The 16,663-nt window shown below is 63.8% G+C and carries 8 protein-coding genes; 2 read left to right on the top strand and 6 right to left on the bottom strand.

The features are described from left to right. Positions 1-83: 83 nt before the first annotated feature. Genes tldD through BLU39_RS19640 form a run of 3 tightly spaced genes read right to left on the bottom strand, consistent with a single transcriptional unit; the run spans position 84 to position 6,556 of the window. A complete protein-coding gene (tldD, locus tag BLU39_RS19650) occupies positions 84-1,544 on the bottom strand; it encodes a metalloprotease TldD (RefSeq protein WP_092715974.1) in 1,461 nt (486 codons plus the stop codon). Between the two features lie 20 nt (positions 1,545-1,564). After that, entirely contained in the window at positions 1,565-2,365 is an 801-nt protein-coding gene (locus BLU39_RS19645; protein WP_092715972.1) for a carbon-nitrogen hydrolase family protein, read from the bottom strand. Between the two features lie 30 nt (positions 2,366-2,395). Further along, positions 2,396-6,556: a YhdP family protein gene (locus BLU39_RS19640; protein ID WP_368087031.1), complete on the bottom strand. Its 4,161-nt coding sequence runs from the start codon at positions 6,554-6,556 to the stop codon at positions 2,396-2,398. A gap of 79 nt (positions 6,557-6,635) precedes the next feature. On the opposite strand from BLU39_RS19640, the gene glnE reads away from it, so the two are divergent. Further along, complete coding sequence (gene glnE / locus BLU39_RS19635) at positions 6,636-9,569, top strand: bifunctional [glutamate--ammonia ligase]-adenylyl-L-tyrosine phosphorylase/[glutamate--ammonia-ligase] adenylyltransferase (RefSeq protein ID WP_368087030.1); 2,934 nt, start codon at positions 6,636-6,638, stop codon at positions 9,567-9,569. Positions 9,570-9,582: 13 nt separating this feature from the next. Continuing rightward, complete coding sequence (locus tag BLU39_RS19630) at positions 9,583-10,347, top strand: YoaK family protein (protein WP_092715968.1); 765 nt, start codon at positions 9,583-9,585, stop codon at positions 10,345-10,347. A 195-nt stretch (positions 10,348-10,542) separates the two neighbouring features. Here the strand turns inward: BLU39_RS19630 and gap are convergent, their stop codons facing one another. The 3 genes from gap to BLU39_RS19615 form a co-directional block, all read right to left on the bottom strand. Then, positions 10,543-11,553 carry a type I glyceraldehyde-3-phosphate dehydrogenase gene (gene gap / locus BLU39_RS19625; RefSeq protein ID WP_092715965.1) on the bottom strand — a complete coding sequence of 337 codons (1,011 nt, stop codon included), beginning with the start codon at positions 11,551-11,553 and terminating at the stop codon, positions 10,543-10,545. A 78-nt stretch (positions 11,554-11,631) separates the two neighbouring features. Next, on the bottom strand, positions 11,632-13,629 hold the full coding sequence (tkt, locus tag BLU39_RS19620; RefSeq protein ID WP_092715963.1) for a transketolase: 1,998 nt from the start codon (positions 13,627-13,629) through the stop codon (positions 11,632-11,634). A gap of 243 nt (positions 13,630-13,872) precedes the next feature. Continuing rightward, positions 13,873-16,611 carry a TonB-dependent receptor gene (locus tag BLU39_RS19615; protein ID WP_092715961.1) on the bottom strand — a complete coding sequence of 913 codons (2,739 nt, stop codon included), beginning with the start codon at positions 16,609-16,611 and terminating at the stop codon, positions 13,873-13,875. Positions 16,612-16,663: the final 52 nt, after the last annotated feature.

Below are 16,663 nucleotides of genomic sequence, written 5' to 3'. Positions count from 1 at the left end.
ATGGCAGAAATGTAGGTCGGATTAGCGGGGCGCAGCCGCGCGTAATCCGACACCGTTGTTGGCCGCGCAGTGCCCGAAAAAAATCAGGCAGTCCCGCCAACCGTAATGCCATCGAGCCGCAAGGTCGGCTGCCCCACGCCCACGGGCACGCTCTGCCCTTCCTTGCCGCACACGCCCACGCCCGAGTCCAGGCGCATGTCGTTGCCGATCATGGAGACGCGGTTGAGCACGTCCGGGCCATTGCCGATCAGGGTCGCGCCCTTGACCGGGTAGCTGAGCTTGCCGTTTTCGATCATGTACGCCTCGCTGGCCGAGAAGACGAACTTGCCGTTCGTGATGTCGACCTGGCCCCCGCCAAAGTTGACGGCATACAGACCGTTTTTGACGGACGCGAGGATCTCGCCCGGGTCCTTGTCGCCGCCCAGCATATACGTATTCGTCATGCGCGGCATGGGCAGGTGGGCGAACGATTCGCGGCGCGCATTGCCCGTCACGGGCATCTTCATCAGGCGCGCATTCATCGTGTCCTGGATGTAGCCCTTCAGGATGCCGTCCTCGATCAGGGTCGTGCACTGCGTGGGATTGCCCTCGTCATCGATATTCAGGGAACCGCGCCGACCGGCCAGGGTGCCGTCGTCGACCACGGTGACGCCCTTGGCGGCCACGCGCTCGCCGATGCGGCCGGAAAACGCGGACGAACCCTTGCGGTTGAAATCGCCTTCCAGGCCATGGCCGATGGCCTCGTGCAGCAGGATGCCGGGCCAGCCCGGTCCCAGCACGATGGTCATGGGACCGGCGGGCGCGGGACGCGCTTCCAGGTTCACGAGGGCCGAATTGACGGCGTCCGTCGCATATTGTTCCAGCACGGCATCGCTGAAATAGTCATAGCTGAAGCGCCCGCCGCCACCGGCCGAGCCCGTTTCGCGGCGGCCATTCTGTTCCGCGATCACGGTCAGCGACACACGCACCAGTGGACGGATATCGGCCGCCAGCACGCCGTCGCTGCGCAGCACGAGTACCACGTCGTACTCGCCGGCCAGGCCCGCCATCACTTGTACCACCCTGGGATCTTTCGCGCGCGCCATCTTTTCCACGCGTTCGAGCAGCTGCACCTTGGCCGTGGCGTCGAGCGAGGCGAGCGGATCGTCGGGCAGGTACAAGGAACGCCCGCCCTGCGCAAGCATCTGGCCCGCGATCTTGATCTTGCCGGCACCGGCGCGCGCAATCGTGCGCGTGGCCGCCGCCGCTTCCAGCAGGGCCCGTTCAGAAATGTCGTCGGAATACGCAAACGCCGTCTTGTCGCCGGACACGGCGCGCACGCCGACGCCCTGGTCGATGGAAAAACTGCCCGTCTTGACAATGCCCTCTTCCAGGCTCCAGCCTTCGCTCTTGGTCGACTGGAAATACAGGTCGGCATAGTCGACCTTGTGCGTAAACATCGTGCCCAGGGCGTTGAGCAGCTTGTCTTCATCGAGGCCGAACGGCGTGAGCAGTATCTCGCGCGCCACGGCCAGGCTGGACAGATTGGGTTCAAATGGGATCATGGCTTTTCTCAACATTCAATTTACATGGTGCGGTGTGTGAGTGCCGGCAAGGACTCGCGCACGCCGGCCAAAAACACCAGGTCGATCTCGCCGCTGACCACGCCCTCGCCTTCGGGCAGCACGGCGATCACTTCGCCCCACGGGTCGATCAGCATGCTGTGGCCCCAGGTGCGCCGGCCGTTCGGATGCAGGCCGCCCTGCGCCGAGGCCAGCACATAGCACTGGTTTTCGATGGCGCGCGCGCGCAGCAGCACTTCCCAGTGGGCGCTGCCCGTCGTGTGGGTAAACGCGGCCGGCACGACGATCAGCGCGCAATCGCCCATGGCGCGGTACAGCTCGGGAAAGCGCAGGTCGTAGCAGATGGACAGGCCGACCCGGCCGAATGGCGTCTCGATCGAGCGCACCTGCGCACCGGGCACGATGGTGCGCGATTCATTGTACGACTCGGTGCCGCGCGTAAAACCGAACAGGTGGATCTTGTCATAGCGGCCGGCAGGCTCGCCTTGCGGGTCGTACACCAGCGTTGTATTGAGGACCTTGCCCGCCTCACCGGAAATCAGGGGCAAGGTGCCGCCGATCAGCCAGATGCCGTGCTGGCGCGCCATCTGCGCCATGCCGTCTTGGATGGGGCCGCTGCCGGGCTGTTCCGCATGGGCCAGCTTGTCCGTTTCCTGCTTGCCCATGATGGCCCAGTATTCGGGCAGCACCACCAGCTGCGCGCCACCGGCGGCGGCCTGCGCCACCAGGCGCCGCGCCGTGGCCAGATTGTCTTCCACGGAAGGCGAGGAAATCATTTGTACTGCTGCGACTGTATGCATCATTGCCACCTCTTCTCCATTCGAACGACGTCCCTATTTCGCCACCGCCTCCGCCGCTGCTGCGGCAGGTACGGCTGCAGGTAGCAATTTACCACCATCGAGCTTGGTCACGACGGGCGCTTTCCATGGACCGGCGATCTGCATATGGTAAGTGAGCGCCTTCATCACGGGCGCGCGCAGGAACAGCTGGGCCAGGAAGCCGCCCAGGCCGATGACGGGATTGACGGCCAGTCCGTACACGAGCGGGCCCGTGCCCAGGTTGAACTCGGGAATCACCACCACGTGCAGATTCGTCGTCTCATTGACGATATCGGCCATGCCATCCATCAGCACGGTGGCCGCCACCCCGTGCATCTTGAGGTTGTCGGTGGTCACCACGCCGCGCTTGATGCTGGCGTTGGCCGTGATGCCGTCGAAGGCCAGGCCTTCGGAGAACACGTCGTGGAAATCGAGTTTCAGCAAGCGGGGCAAGGCTTGCAGGCTGAGCACGCCCAACAGCTTGGCCGCGCCCGGGTCCTGCTTGAGGAACTGGCCCGACTCCACGTTCATCTCGATCTGCCCCGACAAGGTGGGAATGTCGAACGAATACGGCAAGCCGTTCCAGGCGATGTCGCCGCTCAGGCGGCCCTTGCCGCGGCGCACCGTATCGGCAAAGCCGAAACGGTCGAGCAGCTTGCCCGCGTCGACGATGTCGAGTCCGAAACGCAGGCTGGTCGTGCTTTGTCCATCCTTGATGACCCATTTGCCGCTGCCGCTCAAGGCGCCATCGGGATTCGACAGCTGCAGCTTGCCGACGCGCCATTCGCGCCCGCCCGCCGCCACGGTGTTATAGGCCTGCAACTCCAGCCGGCCGATCTTCTTGTTGAACAGCTCGAATTGCTCGGCAATGATATCGAGCGAAGGAATCGACTGGGCGCCGCTTTTTCCTTCCAGCAAATTCTTCACATCGTTGGCGGCCGATTCGGGAATGATCAGCGACGACAGGCGCGCCGTCATCTTGCCCAGGCCCGACGGCGTTTCCAGCCAGGTCACATAGCCCGACACTTGTTTCGCGTCGATATTGGCTTGCCACACGTCCTTTTGATGCGTGGCACCGACCACCACGTTTTCCAGCTTGCGCTCGCCCAGCATCAGTTCGCTGGCACGGGCCGCCATCATGTCCGGCACCACGTATTGCGCGATATCGGGCGCATCGTCGACGGCGCCGCTGTCGGCGGGCGCCGTGGCGCTGCCGGCGATCTCGCTGCCGGCGGCGATCCAGCTGTCCACGTCCAGGGTTTTCATGTTGACGTTGAGCATCATGCCGCTATCGGGTTCCGGCGCCGGCACGTTCACGCCGATGCCGCCGCGCACCAGGCGCCAGGCGTCCTTGCCCTGCTTCTGGCGCTGGTAGCGCGCGGCAATGCCGGAGCCCAACGCGATGCGGATATCGTCCGTGCGCAGGCCGGCGCCGTTGGCCGCATTGCCCGTCAGGGTGAATTTCACGGGCAGGCTGTCGCCGGCCGGCTTTTTCAGGGGGGCGGGGAAATCCAGGCCCAGGCCCGTCAGCGGCGACTCGACATTGACCACCACCTGGTGCTCGCGCGCCGTGATCAGGCCGTTGTAGCGTGCGCCGCCGCTCAAATGTTTCGCCAGGCGCTGCAGCACGGGCACCGGATACGTCTTGCGCAAGCCATCGATGGTCATGTTGCCGGCCAGTTTCACCTGGATGGAACTGTCGGGCTGGCTGCCGCCCGAGATGGCCAGCGGGCCGCCCAGCAGATTGCCATTCAAGCCATTCAGGTTGACGCCTTTTTCGTTGAATTCGATCTTGCCCTGCGTGCCCAGCACGGGCGGCATGTCGTGGAACAGCACCACGTCGTTGCCCGCCAGCTGCAAACTGCCTTGCACGGTCGACTCGAGCATGCGTTCTATCGGCAAGTGCAATTTGAGGGCCAGCTTGGCGTTGCCCGTCGCCGTCGTTTCATCCGTGAAATTCTCGATCCAGCCCAGCACGGGGCTGGCCGTCACGTACTTGAGGAATTCCTGCATGGGGCCGGCCGCGTTGCCCTCGATATCGAGCAAGGTGTCGAACACGGTCAGGTCGGGAATCACGGCCTTGACGTTCGTCAGGGCCACGCCACCCGTGGTGGCCGTGTCGCCGCGAATTTCCATGCGCGCCCGCTCGAACACAAAGCTGCCCTTGATCTTTTCCGCCTGCGGCCACAGGGGCGCCTTGCCCGCCAGCGGACCGCTTTCCGCGAATTCGCCTGGCGCATAGTTCAAGGTGCCGTTCTCGATCTTGCCGGCCACGCGGAAGTCGCCCCGGTTGCGCTGGGCCGGTGTGTCGGCCTTGAACGGGAAATGCTCGAGTTCGCCGCGCAGGCGCAGGCTGACATCGTGCGCCATGCCGCCTTCGAGCGCGCCCGTCAGCCAGTGGCGCAGGTGCTCGGGCGTTTGCACGGGCAGATAGCGGCCGATGGTGTTGATCTGGAAATTATCGACCGTGCCCGTCAAGTCGACCTGGCCCAGGTTCTTGCCGTCGAGCGGCAGCCGGTGCGTGCCTTGCAGGGCGACGCGCAAGCCTTGCTGATTGAAGTCAAGCTTGTCCAGATCGACTTGCAGCATATTGGCCGCCTCAAACGTCCAGCGCGCCTGCATGGCAAATTGTTCGAACGGCAGGGCCGGCTCGCTCAAGTAAGTCGGCAATTGCAGCACCATATCCTGCGCATCGATGGCAATGGTGCCGCCCTTGTCGCTGGCATCGATGCTGCCGGTCAGGTGGTCGAAGCCGGGAATGGCTGGCGCTGCCGCCTGGGCGGGGCTGCTTGCCGTCTTCGCCACGGCCAGGCGCGCCGGCTGTGCGTTCAGGCCCAGATCGATGAGCTTGCCGCGCAAACGGTAGCTGGCGGGCGTGGCCATGTCGCCTTCCCATTGCGCTGAAAAATCCTGCAGGCGCCCGCGCGGCGCCAGGGCGTCGAGGCGCTGGCGCTGCTGCTCGCCCAGCGGCAGCTTGTCGGCCAGCGCGGCCAGGGTTTGCAGATCGAGCGACTTGGCCGTGATTTCCGTGCGCGCCGGCTTGCGCTTGGTGGCGGCAACAAAGCGTTCGGACAAGGTCGTGGGCGGCAAGCTGAGGCCATCGCGAGTTTCCACCGCAAAATTCGTCAACTCCACCTGGTGCCCATTCGCGCCAAAGGTTGGTTTGCCGTCGGGCACCTGCGCCGACAGCTCTTCTTTTGCCGACATGCGCCCGCTGACCGACAGCAGATCGAGCGGCGCAATATGCTTGCCCAGCTGCGCCTGCACATCCGTCAAGCCCACGTCGGCCGTAAAGCCGGCCAGGCGCGCGTGGTCCAGGCTCAACCAGGCGCGCAGGGCGCCCTTGCCCTGGCTCAGTTCGAACGGGTAATCGAGATAGCGGCGCCAGGCGGCCAGGTCGGCGTTTTTCAGGTCGGCGTACAGCTCGCCCTTCCACATCGACATATCCGAGATGCGCGTGCTGAAAGGCGGATGCGTGAAGTGAGCGCGCACATCGATGGGCGCGGCCAGGCTGGCCGGCGGCGTGGCCTGCAAGCCCAGGCGGTGGCTGCGCCAGCGGTTGCGCAGCAGCAGATTGACCTGGGATAAAGCCAGCTCGGGCGTGCCGCGCGCTTCGTCCGTCCAGCGCACCTTGCCATCGCGAATGATGATGTCATGCTGCGACAGCAGCCAGTCGGCGCCCTTGCCATCGCTGCCTTGCGTGCTGTCGATCAACACTCCGGCCACGTACAGCTTGCCATCCTTGCTGCGCCGCACGTCCAGGTCCGGCCGCGTGATTTCCAGTGTGGTGAAGCGCACGGAACCGAGCACGCTCCACCACGACACGGTGGCCGATATGCTCGGCAAGCTCAGCGCCTGACGCCCAGCCTGGTCGCGCAGGGTCACGTCGCCGAGGAAAAGATTGGGGCGCACGCCATGCCAGGAGGCATAAATACGCGCTATGGTAACGGGGTTGCCCAGCGCGCGGCTGGCCGCCCGCTCGATATCGCCTTTGTAATAGTCGATATTCGGCAAGATCGCGTAGCGCAGGAATAAAAACAGCACGGCGAAGGCGAAATACGCGAGCAGCACCAGTTTAATGGTAAAACCCAACACATGGTGGGTGGCCAGGTTGGCCATGCGATAGGCGGCACGCAGCCGCTGCCAGCGCAGAGCCAATGGCACATGTTCTGTCACGCTTGCTTCTGGCGGTTTTTGCATCAATAAGCTAATAAACTGGCCCGGCGTCAAATAATGGCAAAAATCGTCTGCATTCGTGGTGCGCGCCTGCATCCTTGCGCTTGCGTCTGAGCAAAGCCTCCCTTACCATCGTCCGGAAGAGCACGCACTACCGGCAGTATTGGGCCGGCGGCATAATTTTACCGCATCCCCCGCCGTTCGCAGCCAAGTTAAACAAGAACATGCACGCCGCATCCACGAGACACTTACCGATACCATGAGCACACAGCCTTTGATTTCCGCCTCCCGTTTCTACCAGCGCTGGCTGGACGCCGCCCCCGAGCGCGCCGCGCAGGTAGCCCAACTGGTGCGCGCACCGCTGGACAAGCTCGACTTTGCCGCCGCGCTGGCCGCCCAGGCGAACGCCGCCACGCCGCCGCTGCCGCCCGAGCGGGCCATGCGCCGCCTGCGCAACCTGCTCGTCTGCGGCCTGATCGCGCGCGATCTTGGCGGCCAGGCCGACTTGAACGAAGTCGTCACGGCCATGACGGGCTTTGCCGATTTCGCCATCCGCACGCACGTGGATGCCATCATGGCCGAGATGGTGGCCCTGCACGGCATGCCGGTCGGCGAGGAATCGGGCGAGGAACAGGCCTTGATGGTGCTGGCGATGGGCAAGCAGGGCGGTGGCGAACTCAATGTCTCGTCCGACATCGACCTGATCTTTGTCTACCCGGAAGATGGCGACACGCAAGTCACCGAACCGGGCCAGCGCAGCCTGTCCAACCACGAGTTTTTCATTCGCATGGGCAAGAAGCTGATCGCCGCCCTGGCCGAGATCACGCAGGACGGTTTTACTTTCCGCGTGGACATGGCCTTGCGCCCGAACGGTAATTCGGGCCCGCTGGCCGCCAGCCTGGGCATGGTGGAGCAGTACCTGATCGTGCAGGGCCGCGAATGGGAGCGCTACGCCTGGGTCAAGGCGCGCGCCGTCACGGGCAAGCCGGAAGATATTGCGTCCCTTGACGCCATCGTGCGCCCCTTCGTCTTCCGCCGCTACCTCGATTTCGGCGTCATCGATGCCATCCGCACCATGCACGGCCAGATCCGCGCCGAGGTCAACCGCCAGGAGCGGCTGCATCCGGACCGCAGCAACAACGTCAAGCTGGGCCGCGGCGGCATCCGCGAAATCGAATTCCTCGCGCAAGTGTTTCAGCTGATACGGGGCGGGCGCGACGCCGAGCTGCGCGACCGTTCCACACGCGCCACCCTGCGCACGGTGGCGGACAAGGGGCTATTGGAACCGGCCATCGTGGAACAACTGCTCGGCTCCTACACCTTCCTGCGCAACCTCGAACACCGGCTGCAGTATCTCGACGATGCGCAAACCCACACCTTGCCCGCCAACGACGCCGACCGCCTGACTGTGGCGCAGATGATGGGCTTGCCAGACACGCCCACCCTGCTGGCCCAGCTGGAAGCGCACCGCGTGTTTGTTGCCGGCCAGTTCGACGAAATGTTCAGCGACAAGAGCAGCGGCACGCCGCCGGCCGACACGGGCATCGACCCGCAAACGTCGAACGACTGCGCCGCCTCGGACCAGCAGGAAGCCATCGAGGCGCGTTTCGCCGCCCTCGGTTTCCATGAGCCGGCCGCCTGCGCGCGCCGCCTGCTGGCCACGTGGCAGGCGCCGCGGCTGCAATCGTTGCCCGAGGCGAGCCGCACGCGCCTCGTCGCCCTCGTCAACTCCGCCCTGCCCCTGATCACCGACTGTTCCGTGTCCAACGGCAACGCCAGCCAGCTGGCCACCCTGGGCCGGCTGCTCGATTTCCTGGAAGCGATTGCGCGCCGCTCGGCCTATCTGTCGCTGCTGACGGAATATCCGCACACGCTCGAGCGCGTGGTGCGCATGGTGTGCGCCAGCGGCTGGGCCGCCACCTTCCTCACGCAGCACCCTATCCTGCTCGACGAACTGCTCGATGAACGCATCCGCAACACGGTGCCGGACCCGGCCGCCCTGGCGCTGGACCTGCAGCGCCAGCTCGACGACGCGCCCGGCGACACGGAGCGGCAAATGGATATCCTGCGCGAAATGCACCACGCGCAGCTGTTCCAGTGCCTGGCGCAAGACCTGGCGGGCGACCTCAGCGTGGAAAAGCTGGCCGACTACCTGTCGCAGCTGGCCGACATCATCGTCGCCGCCACCGTGCAAGCCGTCTGGCAAACCTTGCCGACGCGCCACCGCGAGGTGCCGAAATTCGCCGTCATCGCGTACGGCAAGCTGGGCGGCAAGGAACTCGGTTATGTCTCGGACCTCGACGTCATTTTCCTGTTCGACGATGACGACCAGGACGCGCCCGGCCTGTACGCCAAGCTGGCCCAGCGCTTCATTACCTGGATGACTTCGCACACGTCGGCCGGCATTTTGTTCGACATCGACATCGCCCTGCGTCCCGACGGCGCCTCGGGCATGCTCGTCTCCAGCGTGCAGGCCTTCGAGCGCTACCAGGGCAGCGCGGCCTGGGTATGGGAACACCAAGCGCTCACGCGCGCGCGCTTCTGCGCCGGCGACGCCACCATCGGCAAGCATTTCGAACGCATCCGCGACACGATCCTGCGCAAGGAACGCCCTGAAAACGGCCCGCTCAAGGGCGAGGTGGTGGCCATGCGCAAGAAGATGCTCGATGCGCATCCGCCCCGCCCCGGCAGCTTCGATTTGAAGCAGGATCCGGGCGGCATGATCGACATCGAATTCATGGTGCAATACCTGGTGCTCCAGCATGCGGCGCAGTATCCGCAGCTGACGGCCAACTCGGGCAATATCGCCCTGCTGCGCCTGTGCGGCGAGCTGGGACTGATCGACGCGCAGCTGGCCGGCCTGGTCGCCGACGCCTACCGCGCGCTGCGCAAGCTGCAGCACCAGTTGCGCCTGCAGGGGCAGGACCTGGCCAGGGTGGAACCGGAACGGGTGCGCGTGCATGCGGATAACGTCGTGCGCCTGTGGCAAGCCATTTTCGGCGCTACCGCCTGAGGCCGGCCAAGGCATGCCACTCCATTACCTGTCCCGCCTGAGCGGAGCGGCGCGCGATACGCAAGCCAATCTGCAACTGGGCTGCGTGCTGGCGCTGGTGGCCGGCGCCGTGAATGCGGGCGGCTTTCTGGCCATCGGCGGCTATACCTCGCACATGACGGGCATCGTTTCCGGCATGGCGGACGACCTGGCGCTGGGCAATATCACGGTGGCCCTGGCCGCGCTGGGCGCCTGGCTGGCCTTCGTCAGCGGCGCGGCCGTGACCGCCATCATGGTGAACTGGGGCAAGCGGCGCCGGCTGCACAGCCAGTTTGCCGCCAGCCTGCTGCTGGAAGCGGCGCTGTTGCTGCTGTTCGGCCTGACGGGTAATTACCTGGCCGCCATGCCCGACGTGCTGGGCCCCGTCACCATCTTGCTGCTGTGCTTTGTCATGGGCTTGCAGAACGCCATCATCACCAAGATTTCGGGCGCCGTCATCCGCACCACGCACGTGACGGGCCTGTCCACCGACATCGGCATCGAACTGGGCAAGATGGCGTATTACAACCGGCGCCACTTGCCGGACCGGATGGTCAAGGTCAACCGCGGCAAGCTCAGAACGCACAGCCTGCTGATCGCCTGCTTCTTCATCGGCGGCGTCAGCGGCGCCCTGGCCTTCAAGCACATCGGTTTTCCCGCCGCCACCATCCTGCTGGCCGGCGTGCTGACCCTGCTGTCGGGCGTGCCCGTGCTGCGCGACTTGCGCCTGCTGTGGCGCTTTTACCGGCGCCGCTTGTAGGTCCACCTGACAAAACCTACTGCACGTCGCGCTTTGCGGCCAGCGATGCTCACCGGCTCGGCGCCCCCGTACGAAAGTACGGTTGCGCTTCTCGGCCACAAATCACTGCCGCTCGCTAAGGTTTTGTTAGGCGTCGCAAATTCACGAATGAAAAAAAACGCCCCGAAGGGCGTTTTTTCTTATGTGGTCAAAAAATTACTTGGCACCCATCAGTGCAACGGTGGTGTCGAGCATGCGGTTCGAGAAACCCCACTCGTTGTCGTACCACGACGATACTTTCACCAGGCGGCCCGACACTTTGGTCAGGGTCGAATCGAAGTTCGACGAAGCCGGGTTGTGGTTGAAGTCGATCGAGACCAGCGGTTCGGTCTGGTACGTCAGGATGCCTTCCAGGGCACCTTCCGAAGCGGATTTCATCAGCGCGTTGACTTCTTCCACGGTCGTGTCGCGCTTGGCGATGAACGACAGGTCGACCAGCGACACGTTGATGGTCGGCACGCGGATGGCGAAGCCGTCCAGCTTGCCATTCAGCTCAGGCAGCACCAGGCCCACGGCGGCAGCGGCGCCCGTCTTGGTCGGGATCATGCTCATGGTGGCCGAACGGGCGCGGCGCAGGTCTTCATGCATCACGTCGGACAGCACCTGGTCGTTGGTGTAGGCGTGCACGGTGGTCATCAGGCCCGTTTCGATACCGATGGCGTCGTTCAGCGGCTTGACCAGCGGTGCCAGGCAGTTGGTGGTGCACGAAGCGTTCGAGATGACGGTGTCCGTTGCTTTCAGCACTTGATGATTCACGCCGAACACGACGGTCGCATCGACGTCCTTGCCACCTGGTGCCGAGATGATGACTTTCTTGGCGCCGCCCTTCAGGTGAGCCGAAGCTTTCTCCTTGGTGGTGAAGAAGCCCGTGCACTCCAGCACGACGTCCACGCCCAGCTCACCCCATGGGATTTCAGCAGGATTGCGCTGTGCGAATACGCGGATCGGATCGCCATTGACGATCATGTTGTCGCCTTCGACGGTGACCGTGCCCGGGAACTTGCCGTGCGCGGTGTCGTAGCGGGTCAGGTGGGCGTTCGATTTGGCATCGCCCAGGTCGTTGATGGCAACGATCTGGATATCCTGTTTCTTGCCGCCTTCGTAGAAAGCGCGCAACACATTACGGCCGATGCGGCCGTAGCCATTGATTGCAACTTTGATCGTCATACTCTGCTCCTGATTAAAAAAAAAGGTATCAGCACAGCACCCCGGCCAGCATTGGCCAGGGTCTGCTCAAAATCAATATTAGCCAGTGATAACGGCTTTCACCTTGGCGACGACGTTCTCGACCGTGAAGCCGAAGTGCTTGAACAGCACCCCAGCCGGCGCCGATTCGCCGAACGTGTCGATACCGACCACGGCGCCTTCCAGGCCCACGTATTTGTACCAGAAGCTGGTCACGCCCGCTTCGATGGCCACGCGCGGCACGCCTTTCGTCAGCACGCTGGCCTTGTAGGCGGCGTCCTGTCGGTCATACACGTCGGTCGACGGCATCGACACCACGCGCACGGCGATGCCTTCGGCCGCCAGCGCGCCGGCGGCGGCGACGGCCAGTTCCACTTCGGAACCGGTGGCGATCAGGATGGCCTTGGCATCGGCCACGTCGTTCAGCACATAGCCGCCGCGGAAGATGTTCTCGATCTGTTCGGCGCTACGCTCCTGGTACGGCAGGTTCTGGCGCGAGAAAATCAGGGTCGACGGGCCATCCTTGCGGCGCACGGCGGCGCCCCAGGCAGCGGCCGACTCGACGGTGTCGCATGGACGCCAGTTGTCCAGGTTCGGGATCAGACGCATCGACGAGACGTGCTCGACCGATTGGTGCGTCGGGCCGTCTTCGCCCAGACCGATCGAATCGTGGGTAAACACGAAGATCGAACGCAGCTTCATCAGGGCGGCCATGCGCAGCGCATTGCGGCTGTAGTCGGAGAACGTCAGGAACGTGGCACCGAACGGGATGTAGCCGCCGTGCAGGGTGATGCCGTTCATGATGGCGCTCATGCCGAATTCGCGCACGCCGTAGTTGATGTGGTTGCCAGGCTGGCCCGAACGCACGGCCACGCACTCTTTCCAGTTGGTCAGGTTCGAACCGGTCAGGTCGGCCGAGCCGCCCAGGAATTCCGGCAGGGACGAAGCCAGCGCCTGGATGGCGTTCTGGCTGGCCTTGCGGGTGGCGATGTTTTCTTTCTTTTCGACGCAGGAAGCGATGGCGGCGCTCAGGGCCGCTTCGAATGCCTGCGGCAGTTCGCCTTGCATGCGGCGCGACAATTCAGCGGCTTGCTGCGGGAATTCGCGGCTGTAGGCGGCAAAGCGCTCGTTCCAGTCCGCTTCCAGCAGGGCGCCTTGTTTCTTGGCATCCCAGGCCGCGTACACGTCGGCCGGCATTTCGAACGGTGCGGCATCCCAGCCGATGTATTCGCGCACGGCGGCGATTTCCTTGTCGCCCAGCGCGGCGCCGTGGACCTTGTCGCCGCCTTGCAGGTTCGGCGAACCCTTGCCGATGATGGTCTTGCAGCAGATCAGGGTGGGCTTGCTGGCGGTCTTGGCGGCGGCGATGGCGGCAGCCACGGCGGCAACATCATGGCCGTCGACGGCGCGGATGACGTTCCAGCCATACGCTTCGAAGCGGGCCGGGGTGTCGTCCGTGAACCAGCCTTCGACCTTGCCGTCGATGGAAATGCCGTTGTCGTCATACAGGGCGATCAGCTTGTTCAAGCCCAGGGTGCCGGCCAGCGCGCACACTTCGTGCGAAATGCCTTCCATCAGGCAGCCGTCGCCGACGAAAGCGTAGGTGTAGTGGTTGACGATGTCGTGGCCAGGCTTGTTGAATTCAGCGGCCAGCAATTGCTCCGACAGGGCCATGCCGACGGCGTTGGCGATGCCCTGGCCCAGCGGGCCGGTGGTCGTTTCCACGCCTGGCGTGATGTCGACTTCCGGGTGGCCCGGGGTTTTCGAATGCATCTGGCGGAAGGCCTTGATGTCCTCCATCGACAGCTCGTAGCCCGTCAGGTGCAGCAGCGCGTAGTGCAGCATCGAACCGTGGCCGTTCGACAACAGGAAGCGGTCGCGGTTCTGCCATTTCGGGTTCGCGGGATTGTGGCGATAGTGACCACTCCACAGGGCAACTGCGATCTCGGCCATGCCCATCGGCATGCCTGGATGGCCGGAATTGGCCTTTTGTACAGCGTCCATTGCCAGTGCGCGGATCGCATTGGCCATTTTGGTAGTCGGGAGCGTAGTTGTCATGATGGTGTGGGTCAGTCGCGAGTTTGGAATTCGTTTGCAGCGCAGCTGGGCGCAGTCAGAGCTATGTATTTTACCAGACCAGCAAGGGGAAAAATCAAACCGCGCAACGCCGCCGCTGCAGCTTGTGCCCCTTGCGCCCGACAGGGACGAAAAAAAACCGGGCCAAGCCCGGTTTTTCGCGACGTACGCCGCTGCGGAGCGCGCCGCAAATCGGCCCGCCCCACCCGTCAGTCTACCCTCACGTCATTTGAAGGAGTACGACGCCGACATGTAGATGTAGCGGCCACGCGGATTGCCGTAGGCGGTATCGTAGCCGATGTTCGACGATGGATCGAACGCCGGCGCACGATCGAACACGTTATTGACGCCACCGCGCAGCACCAGGTTCTTGAACCCGCTGTAGGACAGCGAGGCGTCAACCAGGGTCGCGCTCGGGATCATCAGGCCGCTCGCGTACTCGTCGTAGTAAAGGTTGATCGTCGCCGACGGTGTCCGGTCCACGTGATAATGCGAGGTGAAGTTGGCGCTCGTCGTCGCCGCCCAAGCACCGCGGTCCCAGTTGACACCCAGCTTGGCCAGCAGCTTAGGATAGCCGTATTCACCGGCCTCGCACGCCGTGTTGTTGCCGCAATTGATCGCCGGATCGTCAGGCAGCAGCACGCGGTTGTAGGACAGCGTGTAGCTGGCCTCGCCGAACACCTTGAAACGCCCCATCTCGGCCGTGCGCAGCGTGTACGACGCGTCGACATCCAGACCGTCGGTGACGACTTTGCTGCGGTTGATCAGGCCAACCTGCAGCTGCTTCAGGCGACCTACCAACGGGCCCAGCGTCGCGCGCTGGGCGGCGCTCAGCGCGTTATACTTCTCTTGGTCTTCCGCCGTCACGTCGTAGCGCGTGACGGCGTTCTTGTACTGACCATCCTCGCCCGCCAACACGGTTTCGTTGTCAAGATTCTCGACCCGATCGTTCCACTTGATATTCCAGTAGGTTAAACCCAGCGTCAGGTTCTTGATCGGTTCGGCGACCACGCCCAGGTTGAACTGCTTCGATTTTTCGGGCTTCAAATCCTTCGTGCCGGACAGCAAGGATAGCGCCGAACCGCTGCAAGCGGTGTCAAAATAAGCGTCACCCACGATGCAGCGCTTCGGATCCTTGGTCGCGACGAAACCGCCGCGGCCTTCGTTAAAGCGCTGCGACAGCGTCGGCGCACGGAAACCGGTGCTGTAGCTGGTGCGGAACATCAAGGTCGGCAAGGCGGTCCAGCGCAGGCCAAGCTTCGGGTTGGTGGTACCGCCAGCCAACTGGTAGCGGTCATAGCGGACGGCCGCCTGCGCTTCCAGGTTTTTCAGCAGCGGCAGGGCCAACTCGCCGAACACGGCGCCGAGCGACTCAGAGCCGTCGATGCCGCGCAGGGTCGAATAGATGCCGATCGCGCCATCGCGCCAGGCCTGCGACGGATCGTAGGTGAGCTTCTCGCGCTTGTACTCGGCACCGACGGCCACACCGATCTTGCCGCCGGGCAGTTGGCCAAATTCGCTGGAAGCGGTCACCTTGGCAAAGTCCGTCGAGGACTTGGTCTTGGTGTACTGGTCGGCCGTCAGTTCGTTGATGATCTGCTCCGAATTATGGTTGCCGCCGAAGGGGTTGAATTTGCCCTGCGCCAGGTAACTCTGCAATTTATCGTGCATGAAGGAGCCGTACACGCGCGTTTCGCCCTTCTCTTCGCTGTGGCCCACGGACACGGTCCAATCCCAGTTGGCTGCGCGGCCGGTGGCGCCGCCAACCAGCCAGGTGGTGTCAACATTGGTGCCCGTACCACCCTCGGCAGCAGGGAAGAGGCGGCGGATATTGACCGGCACGCCGTAGGTATTGAAGGGGTTGTTCGCCGCCACACGGAGCACGCCGGAGCGGTCGGCATTTTGGATCCAGGCCGGCGAACCTTGGATGCGCGTGTCGAAGTGGTTGTAAAACAGATTGGCGAACAGCGACACATCCGGCGTCAAATCCCAGTTCGCCGTGACCGCCCCGCCGTAGCGTGTGGACGGACGCACCAGGTCTATCGACTCAGCGGCGGAATACATGCAGGAACTGCGATTCGGCGCAGCCACCCATTCCGGCGCATCCGGATAGGGCTTGCTGTGGGCCGCGTCGCACTCCGGATCGGGCATGCGCTGCGAACCACCCAGCGATATGGTGCCGGGATCGCGGCCCTTGGCGCCGTAGACGCCACCCTGATACAGGCCGCCCTTGTGGCCAGTGAAATCGGTACTGTTCGCCCAATCGCGGCCGACGCCGTGGATGGCCTCGGTTTTTTCGTACGAGGCCGAATAGGTCACGTTGAATTTCTGAGCGTCACGGTCGCCGAAACCGCCGGACACGGACACCTTATGGTTCTGCCCGTCGCCATAGGTGGTCGAACCGGTGCTGGCGTCGAGGGTCAATCCCTGGTAATCCTTGCGCAGGATGAAGTTGATGACGCCGCCAACGGCATCGGTGCCGTAAATGGCCGAGGCGCCGTCCTTGAGCACATCGATGCGCTCGATGGCCGACAGCGGAATGGCGTTCAGATCGACCGAGGTCTGGCCGCTGTACTCGTCCGAACCGGACGCCGGCAGGCGATAGCCGTTCAACAGGATGAGGGTCGGCAGACCGCGCAGCGAGACGCTGGTGGCGCCGTTTCGGAAGGAACCCGACGTCGCCAGCTCACCGCCGTTACCGCCCGCAGAAGTCAGGTTGCGCATCAGATCCAGCACCGACGTCGCGCCCGAACGGGCAATCGATTCGCGCGTCATCACGGTGATCGGGGAAATACCTTCGGCTTCGATGCGTTTGATACTCGAACCGGTGATTTCGACGCGCTGCACCTTAGGCACAGGCGCATCGATCGCTTCCTGCGCGTGCACGCTCATCGTTGCGACGCCGGCGAACGCGGCCAACGCCAATCTCACCACCTGCACACTCTTTTTTTCGCGAAACATCATAACTTATTCCTTTTCTGATCCCTGATATCACTTGATAAGCGATTAGTTTGTA

It is taken from the genome of Janthinobacterium sp. OK676 (genome assembly GCF_900103595.1).
Classification (GTDB): domain Bacteria; phylum Pseudomonadota; class Gammaproteobacteria; order Burkholderiales; family Burkholderiaceae_D; genus Janthinobacterium.
This window is presented reverse-complemented; position numbering and strand designations above follow the sequence as displayed.